The following is a 13,777-nucleotide window of genomic DNA, read 5'->3' on the forward strand; positions in this document are numbered from 1 at the left end:
GGAACGGATCATGTCAGCCTATTTGTTCAATCGTGTTGCTCAGGCTCTGTTTGTGCTTTGGGCCGCATTCACGATCTCTTTCGTGCTGCTGCAGGCAATGCCCGGCGATGCGATCCTCATTAAGTTCCAGAACCCCGATCTCGGCCTGACCGCCGAACAGGTCGCCGAAATCCGCGCCTCTTATGCGATCGATAGCTCCGTGCCGGTGCAATACGCGCGGACTATCGGCAAGTTCCTGGCCGGCAACTTCGGCTACTCGGTTCAAGCCGGTGTTCCGGTTTCAAGTCTGCTTGCTGCGCATCTGCCGGCAACGCTGAAGCTCGCGGGGCTCGGCTTCCTGCTAGCTGCGATCCTGGCGACCGTCATCGCTTTCCTCTCCAGTCTCGCGCCGTTTGCGTGGCTGCGTGGCGCGCTGCAGTCGGTTCCGTCGCTTTTCATTTCTATCCCGACCTTCTGGCTCGGCATCATGCTCATCCAGATCTTCTCCTTCCGCCTGAAACTCGTGCCCGTCATCAACCCTGGTCCCTGGCAGGAATTGATCCTGCCGGTCGCGACACTTGCCGTGCCGATTTCCGCGCCACTGGCGCAGGTGCTCGTTCGCAATATCGACGAGGTGTTGACGCGCCCCTTCGTCGCCGTGGCGCGGGCAAAGGGCGCCACTCGCCTTTGGGTTCTCTGGCGGCACGTCGCGAAGAACGCGCTGCTTCCGACGCTGACGATTGCCGGCGTGTTGTTCGGCGAACTGATTGCCGGGGCAGTGGTGACGGAGACCGTCTTCGGGCTGAACGGCATTGGCGGACTGACCGAACGCGCCGTGGGCAGCCAGGACGCAGCCGTGCTTCAGGCGATCGTCGTTCTGTCTGCGCTGGCCTTCGTGATCATCAATCTCGCTGTGGACCTGCTCTATCCGGTGCTCGACCCACGCCTTAGGACCAAAACGGGAGCCGTTGCATGACGACCTTCGATACGCTTCACGATGACGCCGTTGCGGCGCCAAGAGCAAAGAGCGAACTGCGTTCTGGCGCGGCATCGCGGCTGCGCCGTGTACCCGTAGGACTGGCCCTTTCCTGGCTTATCCTCGGTTCTGTTTTCCTCTGGGCGGTCGCCCCCTCGTTCTTCACAGGCTACAACCCGCTTGAGGGCGTCGGTGGCGCGCAGTTGCAGCGGCCGAGCGCTGATCATCTGCTCGGAACCGATGCGCTCGGGCGCGATCTCTATGCGCGCATCGTCTACGGGGCCGTCCATTCCCTGACCGGTGCTTTTGTCGCCGTTGGGCTGGGACTTGCGGTTGGCACCGGTCTCGGCGTCGTCGCAGGTTCGGTGCGGCGTCGCTTCGACGATGCGATCATGCGCGTTGTCGACGTGCTCCTGTCGATCCCTCCGCTGCTGCTTTCGCTCAGCATCATTATCCTGCTCGGCTTTGGAACTGTGAACGCGGCAATCGCTGTTGGGGTCACCTCGGTCGCAGGCTTTGCCCGGCTGGCGCGGGCGGAAGTCGTGCGCGTGCGTCGCAGCGATTATGTCGAGGCGGCCTTCGGCAGTGGCGGGACCTTTGCCTCGGTTCTGTGGCGCCATATTCTGCCGAATTCCTTAACCTCGGTCGTCGCCTTTGCCGCGCTGCAATTCGGATCGGCCGTACTGCAGATTTCGACGCTCGGATTTCTCGGCTACGGCGCGCCGCCGCCGACCCCGGAATGGGGGCTGCTGATCGCCGAGGGGCGCAATTACATTTCGACCGCCTGGTGGCTGACCACCGCGCCCGGCATCGTGGTTGTCCTCGTCGTGCTGGCTGCCAATCGCGTCAGCCAATCTTTCGGGAGGGCCGCAGCATGACCGTCATACCTGGACCTTTTCCCCCCGTTCTCGAGGTCGAGGATCTTTGCATTGCCTACGCTGACAGCAGCGGCGAACGCCGCGCCGTTCATGACGTTTCGTTTCGCATCAATCCAGGTGAGGTTGTGGCCCTTGTCGGTGAATCCGGTTCCGGCAAGACGACGACCGCACAGTCGATCATCGGTCTGCTCGCTGCGAATGGCCGAGTGGAACGCGGAACCATCAAGCTGAACGGAACCGACATTGCCCGCTGGACGGATCGGCAACTGGACACGGTGCGCGGCGCTAGGATCAGCCTCGTGCCTCAGGATCCGGGAAGTTCGCTCAATCCGGTCAAGACGATCGGCTCGCAACTCGGCGAGATGTTCCGTATCCACGGCGCGCTGCGATCCGACGAGATCGAGGCCCGGGTGCTCTCTCTTCTGGCCCGCGTCGGCTTGAGCGAGCCGGCACTTCGGACGCGGCAGTATCCGCATGAACTGTCGGGCGGCATGCGCCAAAGGGTCTTGATTGCGATTGCGATTGCGCTGAAGCCGCAGCTGATCATCGCCGACGAGCCGACGAGCGCGCTCGACGTCACAGTCCAGAAGCGCATTCTTGATCTCATCGACGAGTTGCGAACCGAGTATGGTACGGCCGTGCTTCTGGTGACCCACGATCTCGGTGTTGCCGCCGACCGGGCCGATCGGATCGTCGTCCTACAGGGCGGCCGGATTCAGGAGCAGGGCGCAACGGGCGCTGTTCTGGCCGCACCACGCAGTCCCTACACGAAACAACTGCTTTCGGACGCGCCATCCTTTACCGCCCCCCCGAGGTTGGCAACGGTTCGACCACCCGTTGCGGAGGCTCCGGACGATATCGTCCTCGTCGAGGGCCTTGTCCGCGAATTCGTTCGCAAGGACGGCGGATCCCCGCTACGCGCCGTCGACGACCTGAGCTTCCGCGTCCGGCGCGGAACGACCCATGCGATCGTCGGGGAATCCGGTTCTGGGAAGACGACGACGATCCGCAACATCGTCGGCTTTGACAGGCCGACGGCGGGGCGGATTGAGATCGACGGCACCAATGTCTCGGGCCTGACCGGAGAGGGGCTTCGGCAGTTCCGCCGCAAGGTCCAGCTCGTTTACCAGAATCCCTACGGCTCGCTGGACCCGCGTCAAAGCGTGCTGCAGATCGTGACCGAGCCGCTGACAAATTACCCGGGGCTCCTGCGTTCTGATCGCGAGGAGAAGGCTAGGGCGATCCTTGGCCGCGTCGGTTTGCCCGAGGACGCATTTGCACGGCGGCCCCATGCGCTTTCCGGCGGCCAGCGCCAGCGTGCTGCCATCGCCCGGGCGCTCGTGCTCGATCCGCAACTGGTTGTGCTCGACGAAGCGGTTTCCGCACTCGACGTCAGCGTGCAGGCCCGCATTCTCGAACTCTTGGACGAACTGCAGGGCGACCTCGGGCTCACCTACCTCTTCGTTTCCCACGACCTCGCCGTGGTGCGTCAGATCTCGGACACCGTTTCGGTTCTGAAGGATGGGCGGCTGGTCGACGGCGGAACCGTTTCCGACGTCTTCGAAAACCCTCGCAGCGATTACACCCGTGAGCTGATCAATGCCATTCCCGGACGCAACCGCCGGGCTGCGGCCTGAAGCAGCGGACTACAGACAGGACCGACCATGATTGAGACGACGCCACGCAAACGCCTCGGTTTTTTTACCCGACTGCTCGACGACGTTCCGGCGGGCACCCGCTACCATTACGCAAAGGAGCAGATCGTCACCGCCGAGCGTTTCGGCTTCGACACGGCCTGGGTCGCGCAGCACCATTTCCACGCGGACGAAGGCGGCCTTCCGGCGCCCCTGGTTTTCCTTGCCCATGTCGCCGCGGAGACGACGCGCATCCGTCTTGGAACCGGTGTCATTACGCTGCCGCTCGAAAATCCGATCCGGGTGGCCGAGGACGCCGCCGTTTTCGATCTGCTCTCCGGCGGGCGACTGGAGGTCGGGTTCGGGACCGGCGGCACGCCGTCCTCCTTCACGGCCTTTGGCTTGGAAAGCGCCGATCGCGGCGCGATCTTCGGCAGGCATCTCCAAACGGTTCTCGACGCTTGGGCAGGTCGTGGCCTTCCAGGCGGAGATCGCCTCTACCCGTCAGCGCCGCAACTGCTCGGCCGTATCTGGCAGGCAACCTTTTCGGTGGCGGGTGGCGAGCGGGCAGGGCGGGCCGGCGACGGCCTGATGTTGTCACGCACCCAACCGCGGCCAGAAGACAATCCGCACGCTTCGTTGGCGGAGTTGCAAAACCCGATCATCGACGCCTATCTGCATGCGCTTCCTTCCGGCCGCGCGCCGCGTATCCTCGGTTCTCGCAGCCTGTTCGTTGCCGACAGCCGCGCCGAAGCGTTGCGGCTTGCCGAGGTTGGGTTGAGACGGGGTGCGGAACGACTGATCGCTAGCGGTCATACAGTTCCCGGCAATTCGCTTGCCGATCTGATTGCGGCCTTCGACGTACATGTCGGCTCCGTTGACGACGTCATCGCCAGTCTCAGCGCAGATGAGACGCTGGAGCGTGTCACCGATCTGGTGTTCCAGGTTCATTCCGTTGATCCGCCGCACCCATTGATTCTGCGCTCCATCGAGCTCATCGCCACCAAGGTCGCTCCGGCGCTCGGCTGGTCGCCGCAGGAGAAATTCCATGCCCGGCGTTTCGGCGCCGTCGGTTGAAACGAACAGCTGGTTCCATTTTTCAAAGGAGACGACGTCATGACCACCACGTCACCGGATATCATCGATCTGCTGGCCGGCATCACCGCCGGGTCGGCGCTCGACCGCATTCGCGCCCAACGGCCGGAAACCCGCGAACAGGCGCAGAAAAGCTATCTTGCACTCTTTCAGCCCGCGGATTTCGGAGACGTGTCGGCGGCGGAGCGGCATGCGATCGCAAGTTTCGTTGCCGGCCTGCACCGTCAGCCGGACATTTTTGAATTTTACAGCAGTCCTTTCGAGGATAGCGACACCGATCGCTGGTTGATCGAGGTTATCAAGGCCGAGATCGGGGCAGGACGAGCAACAGGGCCATACGGCAACTATCCGGACGGGCCGCTCAATGGAGAGAATGAAGCCGGCCCACTCTATCAAGTATCACGGTCAAGCCGCGAGGTGCTCGGCCGTAAGCTGTCCGCCGCGCTGGAGCACGCCCACCTGCTCGTCTTCCATTTGCGTGATGCCAGCCCGCAGGCGTTGCAAGCCTTGCTCGACGCTGGCTGGACGACAAATGGTGTCGTGACCCTGTCGCAGTTGGTTTCCTTCGTTGCGTTTCAAATCCGCGTCATCACCGGTCTTGGCTTGCTGTCGACCGCCACGAAGCGCGCTGCGGCTTAAGAACTCAAGAGGACATGCGAATGACCGAGCATGCCATCATCCCGATCGTTGAAAATCCGCCTGTTACCTTCACGCAGGCCGAGATCGGCTGGACACCGTGGCTGCATCCCTTGCCTGAGGAAGAGCTGACGGAGCGTCACCTCAAAGGCCTGGTCGAGGCTGGGCGGGCAAAGTCGCCCTACTTCCGCCTGCTCGTGCGCGATCCGGAAGTGCTTGAAGCGCGCACGAAAACTGACAAGGACATCTTCTACAACACCCGCTCGGGCCTGCCGCGCGCCGAGCGCGAACTGGCGGCGACCGCCGCGTCTAGATATAACGGCTGCATCTTCTGCGCCTCCGTACATTCGCGCTTCGCTTCGCATCACTCAAAGCGCACAGAGGATGTGCAGAAGCTCCTCGACGAGGGCGTCGAAACCGATCTCGGCGAACGCTGGAATGCAATCGTCGCCGCTTCTGTGGCGTTGACGGCGAACCCGCCAACCTTTGGGGAGGAGCACATCGGCCGACTTTCGGCAGCAGGCCTCGACGAACTGGAGATCGCCGACGTCATCCATGGTGCCGCCTTCTTCAATTGGGCAAACCGGCTGATGCTCTCACTTGGAGAGCCGACACCGGCAAACTAAGCCGCTCACGCGATCCGCCGCAACTGGCACCACACATAGAGAGCCCGCAAGGTCGAGAGATGTTGCGGGCCTCCTTCATCCGAGTTTAATCGGGTTAGAAGTTACGCTGCAGACGGACGTAGCCGAGAACCTGGTCGTCCGACTGCGACCTAGATCGCTCTCGGCTCCGCTGCTGCTCTCGCAGCATTTTCCGGCGCCCAGGCCGCCGATCCCATCGTTGCAGCGGAGCCGGAGCCATGGAATACGTTCGCGTTTGCGACGCTTCGGCACTGGCTACTTCTACATCCCGGGCACCGACACCTGCCTCAAGATCGGTGGCTTCATCCGCTTCCAAATCTCGTTTGGTAGAGCCGGCCTTTGGGAAGAGAGGCTTCCGGTGAAAGCGCCGTCAACTTTGAACAGTAGGCGGCGCAATTATTTTCTAGCGATATATTTGGAGGGTCTAGGATTCTCCGGCACTCAGGATCTACTGCGTCGTCGCCACCGGCGGCTCGGCGTTTCGCCTTACGACCTTGCCTTCCTCAGCCTTGTAGAAGAACTGACTTGAGACGAGCCAGCCCTTCAGGGGGCGAAGCGGCGGAATGCAGGTCAGCAGCATGAAGGGCCCGGTCACCAGTAGGTGTATCCAGAGCGGTGCGCTGTATTGAACTTCCAGCCAGACGCCAAGAAAAACGCTCGGTACGCAGGCAAAGCAGATGACGAAGAAAGCGGGGCCATCGGCCGGATCGGCAAAGGAGTAATCCAGGCCGCAGACTTCGCATTCCTTGCGCATCTTCAGGAAGCCGTTGAACAGGTGCCCTTGCCCGCAGCGCGGGCAGCGGCCGCGCAAGCCAGTCTGCATGGGCGGGATCGGCGGCCAATCACTATCGGAAGACATGTTTGTTCCTTTCAGGCGTTCCGGTTGGCGCTGGAGTTTTGCGCCGAGATTGCCTGGATATGCGGCCGCTTCTTCTTCTTGGGGCCGCATCAGGCTCGCCAAGATTAGGCGCCGAAAAACATACATTGTCAATTTATTGTATGCATACATGTCTGCGACAATTTCGCCCGCCGACCATTTACACCACGAAGCTTGAGGCGGCGGGGGGCTGGCCGATGAGGTCGTTGATGACAAGAAGACTGCGTCGCAGCTCCGCGTGGCCGGCAGCGGCGCCGAGGCCGAGGCGGACGGCTTCCGGTGGCGCGCCGAGCGCAAAGGCGTCGCTTGCAACGACGCTGATGCCGGCCGCTTGCAATCGCGCGCTCAGTTCGCCGCGTGTCCAAGGAGGCGGCAGCTGCAGCCAGGCGTGAAAGGCGTGCGGATGCGTTTGTGCGACGCCGGCTGGAAGAAGCTCGGAGACGATGCGCTGTCGCGCCGCCGTCTCTCTACGTATGGCTGCGAGCACGGCGTCAGCCGTCCCGTCCTCGATCCAGCGCGTGGCGATAGCGGCCGCAAGAGGGGACGCCATGCCGACCGTGGCGCGGATCGCGCCTTCGACGCGGACCGAGCTTCGGCTGTCCGGCACGACAAGATAGGCGATGCGCAAGGCCGGCGACAGGCATTTCGCAAGGCCGCCGACATAGTAGACGAGGTCAGGCGCCAGTGCCGCCAACGGGCGCGGCGTCGAAACGGGAAGGGCGCCATAGGCATCGTCTTCGATGATCGCTACGTCGTGCCGCCGGGCAATTGTGACGATCGCCTGGCGCCGTTCGAGCGAAAGTGTCGTTGTCGTGGGATTGTGAAGCGTCGGATTACAATAGAGCGCTTTCGGCGTTTCCTTCGCGCAGAGTTCTTCGAATGCTTCGGGCAGGAGGCCCTCTCGATCCATGGCGAGGCCGTGCAGCCTGATGCCGAGATGTGCTGCGAGCGCGCGCAGGCCGGGGTAGGTGATTGCCTCGGCGCAAATCATGTCACCGGCCTTGGTCAGGCTGCCAAGCGTGGCAAGCAGAGCCCCTTGCGCGCCAGCGGCAATCAGAACGCGCTCAGCCGGAACCTCGCCCAGCCTGGGTTTCAGCCATGCGGCGCCTGCAGCACGGTTGTGCAGGGTGCCGCCCGGCGGCTGGTATCGCATCAGGAGTTCGAGCCCATGATCGGCCTGCAGCGCCGCCATGTCGTCCCAGAGCCGAGCGGCGAGCATCGGGTCGTCGAACAACGGCGGCAGGTTCATGCTCATGTCGATGAGGCCGCCTGCCGGCGTACGGTCGGTTCGGATGCGTCGCGTTTTCACGTAGGTGCCCTGGCCGACCCGGCCCTCGACGAGGCCGCGATGCCGGGCTTCGTTATAGGCGCGACTGACGGTGGTGAAGTCGATCCCCAGCGCCTCGGCAAGCGTGCGCTGCGGCGGCAGACGCATCCCCTCGGACAGGCGCCCTTCGCTGATATCGGCAGCGATGGCGTCGGCGATCGCGAGATAAAGCGGTCCATCCGATTTACGGATTACCGGTTGCCACGAAATTCCCAAGCGCACGTCCGCCATCGCGATTACCTCATGCTAATTGTATGGATATTGCATGGTTATCAGATTGAGGGCAAGTGTTAACAGTGGGAATGCAGCGGCGCGCCCGCGACCAAGCGTCGCCTAGCGTGTCACGCTTGCCGTTGCCAGCAACGCGCCGAAGCCGACGAGCAGGGCGCCGAAGGTGCGATCGATCCAATGGCGAAGCGCGATAAGACGAAGCCTTACCGTGCCGGAGGAAAAGAACAGGGCAACGATTGCGAACCAGATCAGATGTGCGGCAGAGATAAACGCGCCGTAACCCATCTGGACGGGCAGAGCCGTGGTCGGCCCGACGACTTGCATGAACAGGCTGACGACAAAGATCGTCGTTTTGGGGTTGAGCGCGTTCGTGAGAAACCCCACACGCAGCGCACCGATGTCGGAGAGGGCGGGATGTGCGGCCAAGCCCGTCGTTTCGGCTGGCTTGGTGCGTAGCATCCTGATGCCAAGCCAGATCAGATAGGCGGCGCCGACGAACTTCAGGACTGTGAAGAGAAATAGCGACTGGCGGATCAAGAGGCCGACGCCGAGCAGAGTGTAGGCGACATGGACCCAGACGCCGGCGACGATACCGAGCGCCGTCAGGACGCCGGCCCGTCGCGACAAAAGCAGGCTGTTGCGTGTCACCATCGCGAAATCCGGTCCCGGACTGATGACGGCAAAGATTGTAATGGTTACTACAGCTAACAGTTCAGTCATTGTCTTTCCCGTTCGTCTCTTTCATTAATGTCTAAATAACTTGATCGATGAGAAGCGACTAACGATGAGTTCTGACCATTTTGGTGAGCTGCACTCACAGATGTCGGCGACGCGGCTTCCGCCGCTGGCGGCGCTGCGCTGTTTCGAGGCGGCGGCCAGACTCGAGAGCTTCAGTCGCGCCGCGGACGCGCTCCATCTGACGCACGGCGCGATCAGTCGCGCGGTCCGGCTTATCGAAGATGAACTCGGCGTGGCGCTGTTCGAACGCCGCAGCCGGCGTGTCTTCCTGACAGAAGCCGGGCGAAAGCTGGCGGCGGCCGTGCGCGAAGGTTTCGGTCTGGTGGAGAGTGCCGTCCGGGAGATCAGGGACGTGGCGCGAACGCCGGCGCTGGTGGTGTCCTGCGAGCCGACCCTTCTGATGCGCTGGCTGATACCGCGCCTTCCTGATTTCCAGGCGCGGCATCCGGAGGTGTCTATCCATCTCGTTGCCGGAGGTGGGCCGGTGTCCTTGGGCCGTGGCATCGATCTGGCGATCCGACGCGATGATTTTCCTCGAGCGGGCGGCACGCATGCCGTGCCGCTCTTTCCGGAGCGAATAGGTCCGGTCTGCCGAACGGACAAAATCGCCCTGTTTTTTAACGAGGCTGAGGCCGGCTCTTTGCCTCAATTGCGCAAGGACGCGATCCCCTTGCATACGCGAACGCGGCCAAATGCGTGGGAGACCTGGGGGACGACGGCAGACCGCGCCGCACCCGAACAGCGCGGCCAAGTCTTCGAGCATTTCTATATCAGCCTTCAGGCGGCCATCGCCGGGATCGGCGTGGCGATCGGGCCTTGGCAACTCGTCCGCGACGATATCGACAATGGCATCCTGGCCGCGCCATGCGGATTTATCGAAGACGGTACGGCCTATCATCTGCTGTCGCCGTCAGCGATCGGCGACCATGGACCAAGCGCGGCGTTGCGTGACTGGCTGCTGGCCGTATCGATCTGAAACGGACCGTTTTCATTTCTGTCATTTGCATAAAGGCGAGCAACGTCATACGTTTAACGAACACGCGCGCATGACCGGCGATGCCAGTCGGCGGAAAGGCGCGCGAAGCACCTGATATGCAATCGATTCGACCCTCGGGTCCTGGAGCGGCGCCATGAACATCCTCAAAATCAATCTCGGCCAGGAGCGGGGTACGCTGCGCCCGGCTAGCGCAAAGGCATCGAGGATCGTGGCCGACGTCATGAAGGCACTGGTCGTTCCGGCGGCGGCTATAGGCCTAGTGGCGTTCGCAGCGCCGTCGATGGCGCATGCCGCCAGTTGCAAGGATTCCGCATCGCCTGGAGCCGATTGGACCGACTGCAACAAGAAAGCGCTTATGCTCGGCGGCAGCGACCTTCAGGGTGCCAATCTCGTCAACACCGACTTCACCTTGACGGATCTGCGCGGTGCGAACCTGACAGAAGCCAATCTGGAAAAGGCAACTCTGGTTCGATCCTCGATTGCGGGGGCTACCGCGAATGGCGCGAACTTCTCCAAAATCGAAGCCTATCGGTGCAATTTCGCAGGCGTCTCCGCCGAGAAGGCATCGTTCGTCAATTCCGAGCTGCAGCGGGCCAATTTCAGCGGTGCCCGCCTGACGGGGGCAAGCTTTGAGAAGGCCGAACTCGGCCGGGCGAATTTCGACAAGGCGGAGCTCACCGGAACCCGGTTTACCCATGCCAACCTTTCGCGCGCGGACCTGACCAGCACGAGTTTTTCCGGCCCGATCGATTTCCAGGGGGCGTTCATGTTCCTGACACGTATCGAGGGCGTCGACCTGTCCGAGGCAACCGGACTTGAACAGGAGCAGGTCGACATGACTTGCGGTGACAGCTCGACCAAGCTTCCCGCCGGCATGAGCACGCCGGCGGGCTGGCCCTGCGCCAGCGACTGATCGCCGTCACAAAGCCGCGGCCCAATCGGTCGTTATGCCAAATGCCGCTTTGCGGCAATTGCAAGGCATTCCTTGAAGGCTTGCAGGTCGGTCAGGCGATCGGCCTCAGGCACTTCGCGCTGGACGAGCCTGCCTTCCCTTCGCAGAACGCCGCCATCGAGCATCAGGTTGTCGGCCATATCGAAGTCTTCGATGCTGAGCCCGTCCGGACCGGCCATGCGGCCGTCGAGGCGCAAGCCGGCCTTGCCGCCGTAGTGGTCGTGCAAGATGCGCTCGTAGTAGCTGCGGGAGGTGTTCGTATAGGCATAGACGTGCTTGCTGTGACCGCACATGAAGCCGAGTTCGAAGACCGTGCCGACATCGGCGCTGATGCCGCGAAACGGTGTCAGGTTGGCGATGATCATGTCGGCGGCAAGCATCATGCCTTCGTCGACGGCGTAGATCGCAAGGCCGCGCTGATGCTTGGTCGGAGCCGGCGGAATCTCAAGATCGCCGGGCACGAGCGGTGTGAACCCGGCTGCACGCGCCAACTCTGCCTTCAATTTCTGAATCTCCGCCGCATTGGGCAGAAACACTTCCGGGCCAGCGAGATAGACTTTCACGCGCATTTCTCCTCACATTTTCGAGCGGCCAATCTAGGAGAGCTGCAGCGCCGAGCCTAGCCATGGACTTCAACTTGCCCACGGTTTTTTGGAGCGTGGGAAGCAGGGATGCTGGCTGAGCGCATTGCCGCACCGGTGGAGACGCCCGTGGCTCGCCATGTGCCACCTTCGGTCAATTCCGGAGATTTGCGCATGCCACGCGGGCGAGCTGGTCATGCGGACGTGTCAAAATCTGCAGCCGATGTCAGCGGGGGCTGCGATCGCAAACGCCGCCACCGGCGCGCGCACCATCCCACGGGAAGGCTCGCAGGTCGTTGGCGGCTCGGTCTCCGCCACGTTCGCATGCGGAAACACTCCTCAATACGGGTGTTTCCTAACGAATCCTGTTTGCACGCAGGCATGCCAGAATGCCCGCCGCCGGTTTGCAAGGGCGCTTCTCCGGTTTCGATTCGCTCCATGGTTGCCGCTTCCCCCTTATTTTTCCCTTGCCCTCGTCCGCTGGTGGGCCGTCGTTTTCACCGCCGTATGCGACTTTAAACAATCATGCATACAAAATTGTCGACAAAATAGTTGACATTGTCGCCGACAGCTTCAAATCTAGGGCAACTTGCTCACGAGTGGGTGAGGGCGCCTGCATATGGCGACTGATGAGAAAACAGAGGGAACGACATGAAACTGAGAAAGCATCTCCTCGCGGGGTTGGCATTTGCCTTTCTCGCATCCTCGGCCTCCGCCGAAACGCTGCGTTGGGGTAGCCCGCGGGATATCTTCTCGCTCGACCCCTATTCCTATGGCAGCACCTCGAACCTGGCCTTCCTCAACCACGTGTACGAAGGCCTGACCCGCTATACGCCGGAGTTCAAGGTCGAGCCGGCGCTCGCCACGAGCTGGGAGATGGTCAAGGACAAGGTCTGGCGCTTCCATCTGCGCAAGGGCGTAAAGTTCCAAAACGGCGCCGAGTTCAACGCTGACGACGTCGTCGCCTCCATGGCCCGCGTCAGCCATCCGACCTCGCCGCTGCGCGGCAACATTCCGGCCTATGTCTCGACCACCAAGGTCGACGATTACACGGTCGACATCGAAGTCAATTCGCCGAACCCGCTCTTCCTCAACGACATGACCAACATCTTCATGTTCGACAAGGACTGGCTGGTCGACAACAAGTCCGAGCTGCCGACCGATGTCGGCGCCAAGGTCGAAGGCTTCGCCACCTACAACACCAACGGCACCGGCCCGTTCAAGGTCGAATCGCGCGTGCCCGACAGCAAGACCGTTCTCATCAAGAACGACGGCTGGTGGGATACGCCGAAGCACAATCTCGACCGCATCGAATTCATGCCGATTACCTCGGCCGCAACCCGCGTTGCAGCGCTGCTTTCGGGCGAAATCGATCTGACCGATGGTGCGCCGGTGCAGGATCTTGAGCGCCTAAAGAGCTCGCCGGACATCAAGGTCATCGAGCGCACTGACCTGCGCACCGTTCACATGGTCTTCAACCGTCACGAGACCTTCGCCGACGGTCGCCAAAACTTCTTCAACAACATCAAGGTGCGCCAGGCGATTGACCATGCCATCGACCGCCAACTGATCTTCAAGCGCGTGATGCGCGGCAAGTCGCATGTCGCCGGCACCATGGTTGCTCCGGAAATCCCGGGCTACAGCGCCGAACTCGACGTGCCGACCGCCTATGATCCGGAACTCTCCAAGAAGCTGCTCGAAGAGGCAGGCGCCGTCGGCAAGGAGTTCACGCTCGTCTGCATGAACGACGAAAGCGTCAACGAGGAAGACGTCTGCAGCGCACTGGTCTCTATGCTGTCGCGCGTCGGTCTGAAGCCGACCCTCGACATCGGTCCGCGCGCCGTGCAGGCGCCGAAGCGCGCCGGCGGCAAGTCCGACGCCTACATGATCGGCTGGGCCAACGAGCCGACGCTCGATGCCTACTCGATCCTGGTTCAGGTTCTCTCGACCCGCGAAGGCGCGGCCGGCGTCGCCAACTATGGCGGCTGGTCCTATCCGGAACTCGACGCGATGGTGAAGAAGGCCGCGCTCGAGATGGATCACGACAAGCGTCTGGCGATCGAAACCGAGGCGCTGAAGTTCGCCAAGGATGAGGTCATCATGATCCCGTTGCACCAGCAGCCGATGGCCTGGGCAATGTCGAAGAACGTCACGGATGTGACCATTCGGGCCGACAACAAGCCGCGTCACTGGCTGACCCGTATCGGCGATTGAGTTTTCTTGCCCCGGCAG

General features: G+C 62.2%; 13 protein-coding genes and 1 pseudogene. 10 read left to right on the forward strand and 4 right to left on the reverse strand.

Annotation, left to right across the window (positions count from 1 at the left end):
• The first annotated feature begins 10 nt into the window (after window positions 1-10).
• The 7 genes and pseudogenes from OVA00_RS07505 to OVA00_RS07535 all read left to right on the forward strand — a co-directional run.
• On the forward strand, window positions 11-955 hold the full coding sequence (locus OVA00_RS07505; protein WP_060610516.1) for an ABC transporter permease: 945 nt from the start codon (window positions 11-13) through the stop codon (window positions 953-955).
• Window positions 952-1,833 (forward strand): ABC transporter permease, encoded by an 882-nt coding sequence (locus tag OVA00_RS07510; protein WP_268088470.1) that lies wholly within the window; start codon window positions 952-954, stop codon window positions 1,831-1,833. The genes OVA00_RS07505 and OVA00_RS07510 overlap by 4 nt, the downstream gene beginning before the upstream one ends.
• Entirely contained in the window at window positions 1,830-3,470 is a 1,641-nt protein-coding gene (locus OVA00_RS07515; RefSeq protein ID WP_268088471.1) for a dipeptide ABC transporter ATP-binding protein, read from the forward strand. Before OVA00_RS07510 ends, OVA00_RS07515 begins: the two co-directional genes overlap by 4 nt.
• Before the next feature lie 27 nt (window positions 3,471-3,497).
• Window positions 3,498-4,544, forward strand: coding sequence for a putative FMN-dependent luciferase-like monooxygenase (locus OVA00_RS07520; RefSeq protein WP_110819106.1), 1,047 nt, complete (start codon window positions 3,498-3,500; stop codon window positions 4,542-4,544).
• A gap of 39 nt (window positions 4,545-4,583) precedes the next feature.
• Window positions 4,584-5,201, forward strand: a complete 618-nt coding sequence (locus OVA00_RS07525; protein WP_268088472.1) for a CMD domain protein — start codon at window positions 4,584-4,586, stop codon at window positions 5,199-5,201.
• Window positions 5,202-5,221: 20 nt separating this feature from the next.
• Window positions 5,222-5,824 (forward strand): alkylhydroperoxidase domain protein, encoded by a 603-nt coding sequence (locus OVA00_RS07530; protein WP_268088473.1) that lies wholly within the window; start codon window positions 5,222-5,224, stop codon window positions 5,822-5,824.
• Window positions 5,825-5,977: 153 nt separating this feature from the next.
• Window positions 5,978-6,170: pseudogene (locus OVA00_RS07535) on the forward strand (porin); the annotation flags it as partial.
• A gap of 120 nt (window positions 6,171-6,290) precedes the next feature.
• Here the strand turns inward: OVA00_RS07535 and OVA00_RS07540 are convergent.
• The 3 genes from OVA00_RS07540 to OVA00_RS07550 form a co-directional block, all read right to left on the reverse strand.
• A complete protein-coding gene (locus OVA00_RS07540; RefSeq protein WP_252160918.1) occupies window positions 6,291-6,701 on the reverse strand; it encodes a DUF983 domain-containing protein in 411 nt (136 codons plus the stop codon).
• Between the two features lie 178 nt (window positions 6,702-6,879).
• A complete protein-coding gene (locus OVA00_RS07545) occupies window positions 6,880-8,277 on the reverse strand; it encodes an aminotransferase-like domain-containing protein (RefSeq protein WP_268088474.1) in 1,398 nt (465 codons plus the stop codon).
• Between the two features lie 102 nt (window positions 8,278-8,379).
• The gene (locus OVA00_RS07550) at window positions 8,380-8,997 is read right to left on the reverse strand and encodes a LysE family transporter (RefSeq protein WP_268088475.1); all 618 of its coding nucleotides are present in this window, start codon (window positions 8,995-8,997) and stop codon (window positions 8,380-8,382) included.
• Between the two features lie 40 nt (window positions 8,998-9,037).
• Between OVA00_RS07550 and OVA00_RS07555 the strand changes: the two genes are divergently transcribed.
• Window positions 9,038-9,991: a LysR substrate-binding domain-containing protein gene (locus OVA00_RS07555; RefSeq protein WP_244546774.1), complete on the forward strand. Its 954-nt coding sequence runs from the start codon at window positions 9,038-9,040 to the stop codon at window positions 9,989-9,991.
• Between the two features lie 241 nt (window positions 9,992-10,232).
• Window positions 10,233-10,925 (forward strand): pentapeptide repeat-containing protein, encoded by a 693-nt coding sequence (locus OVA00_RS07560; RefSeq protein WP_034798066.1) that lies wholly within the window; start codon window positions 10,233-10,235, stop codon window positions 10,923-10,925.
• A gap of 32 nt (window positions 10,926-10,957) precedes the next feature.
• On the opposite strand, the gene OVA00_RS07565 is transcribed toward OVA00_RS07560, so the two are convergent.
• Window positions 10,958-11,533: a nucleoside 2-deoxyribosyltransferase gene (locus OVA00_RS07565; protein WP_060521100.1), complete on the reverse strand. Its 576-nt coding sequence runs from the start codon at window positions 11,531-11,533 to the stop codon at window positions 10,958-10,960.
• 663 nt (window positions 11,534-12,196) lie between these two features.
• On the opposite strand from OVA00_RS07565, the gene OVA00_RS07570 reads away from it, so the two are divergent.
• On the forward strand, window positions 12,197-13,759 hold the full coding sequence (locus tag OVA00_RS07570; protein ID WP_268088476.1) for an ABC transporter substrate-binding protein: 1,563 nt from the start codon (window positions 12,197-12,199) through the stop codon (window positions 13,757-13,759).
• The last annotated feature ends 18 nt before the right edge of the window (window positions 13,760-13,777 follow it).

It is taken from the genome of Ensifer sp. SL37 (assembly GCF_026672675.1).
In the GTDB taxonomy this organism is placed as follows: Bacteria; Pseudomonadota; Alphaproteobacteria; order Rhizobiales; family Rhizobiaceae; genus Ensifer; species Ensifer adhaerens.

Bases quoted from the DNA above. Each gene is read 5' to 3' on its own strand.
- OVA00_RS07510 (WP_268088470.1), top strand. From the start codon at position 952: ATGACGACCTTCGATACGCTTCACGATGACGCCGTTGCGGCGCCAAGA.
- OVA00_RS07560 (WP_034798066.1), top strand. From the start codon at position 10,233: ATGAAGGCACTGGTCGTTCCGGCGGCGGCTATAGGCCTAGTGGCGTTC.
- OVA00_RS07525 (WP_268088472.1), top strand. From the start codon at position 4,584: ATGACCACCACGTCACCGGATATCATCGATCTGCTGGCCGGCATCACC.
- OVA00_RS07550 (WP_268088475.1), bottom strand. From the start codon at position 8,997: ATGACTGAACTGTTAGCTGTAGTAACCATTACAATCTTTGCCGTCATC.
- OVA00_RS07540 (WP_252160918.1), bottom strand. From the start codon at position 6,701: ATGTCTTCCGATAGTGATTGGCCGCCGATCCCGCCCATGCAGACTGGC.
- OVA00_RS07545 (WP_268088474.1), bottom strand. From the start codon at position 8,277: ATGGCGGACGTGCGCTTGGGAATTTCGTGGCAACCGGTAATCCGTAAA.
- OVA00_RS07515 (WP_268088471.1), top strand. From the start codon at position 1,830: ATGACCGTCATACCTGGACCTTTTCCCCCCGTTCTCGAGGTCGAGGAT.
- OVA00_RS07520 (WP_110819106.1), top strand. From the start codon at position 3,498: ATGATTGAGACGACGCCACGCAAACGCCTCGGTTTTTTTACCCGACTG.
- OVA00_RS07570 (WP_268088476.1), top strand. From the start codon at position 12,197: ATGAAACTGAGAAAGCATCTCCTCGCGGGGTTGGCATTTGCCTTTCTC.
- OVA00_RS07530 (WP_268088473.1), top strand. From the start codon at position 5,222: ATGACCGAGCATGCCATCATCCCGATCGTTGAAAATCCGCCTGTTACC.
- OVA00_RS07505 (WP_060610516.1), top strand. From the start codon at position 11: ATGTCAGCCTATTTGTTCAATCGTGTTGCTCAGGCTCTGTTTGTGCTT.
- OVA00_RS07565 (WP_060521100.1), bottom strand. From the start codon at position 11,533: ATGCGCGTGAAAGTCTATCTCGCTGGCCCGGAAGTGTTTCTGCCCAAT.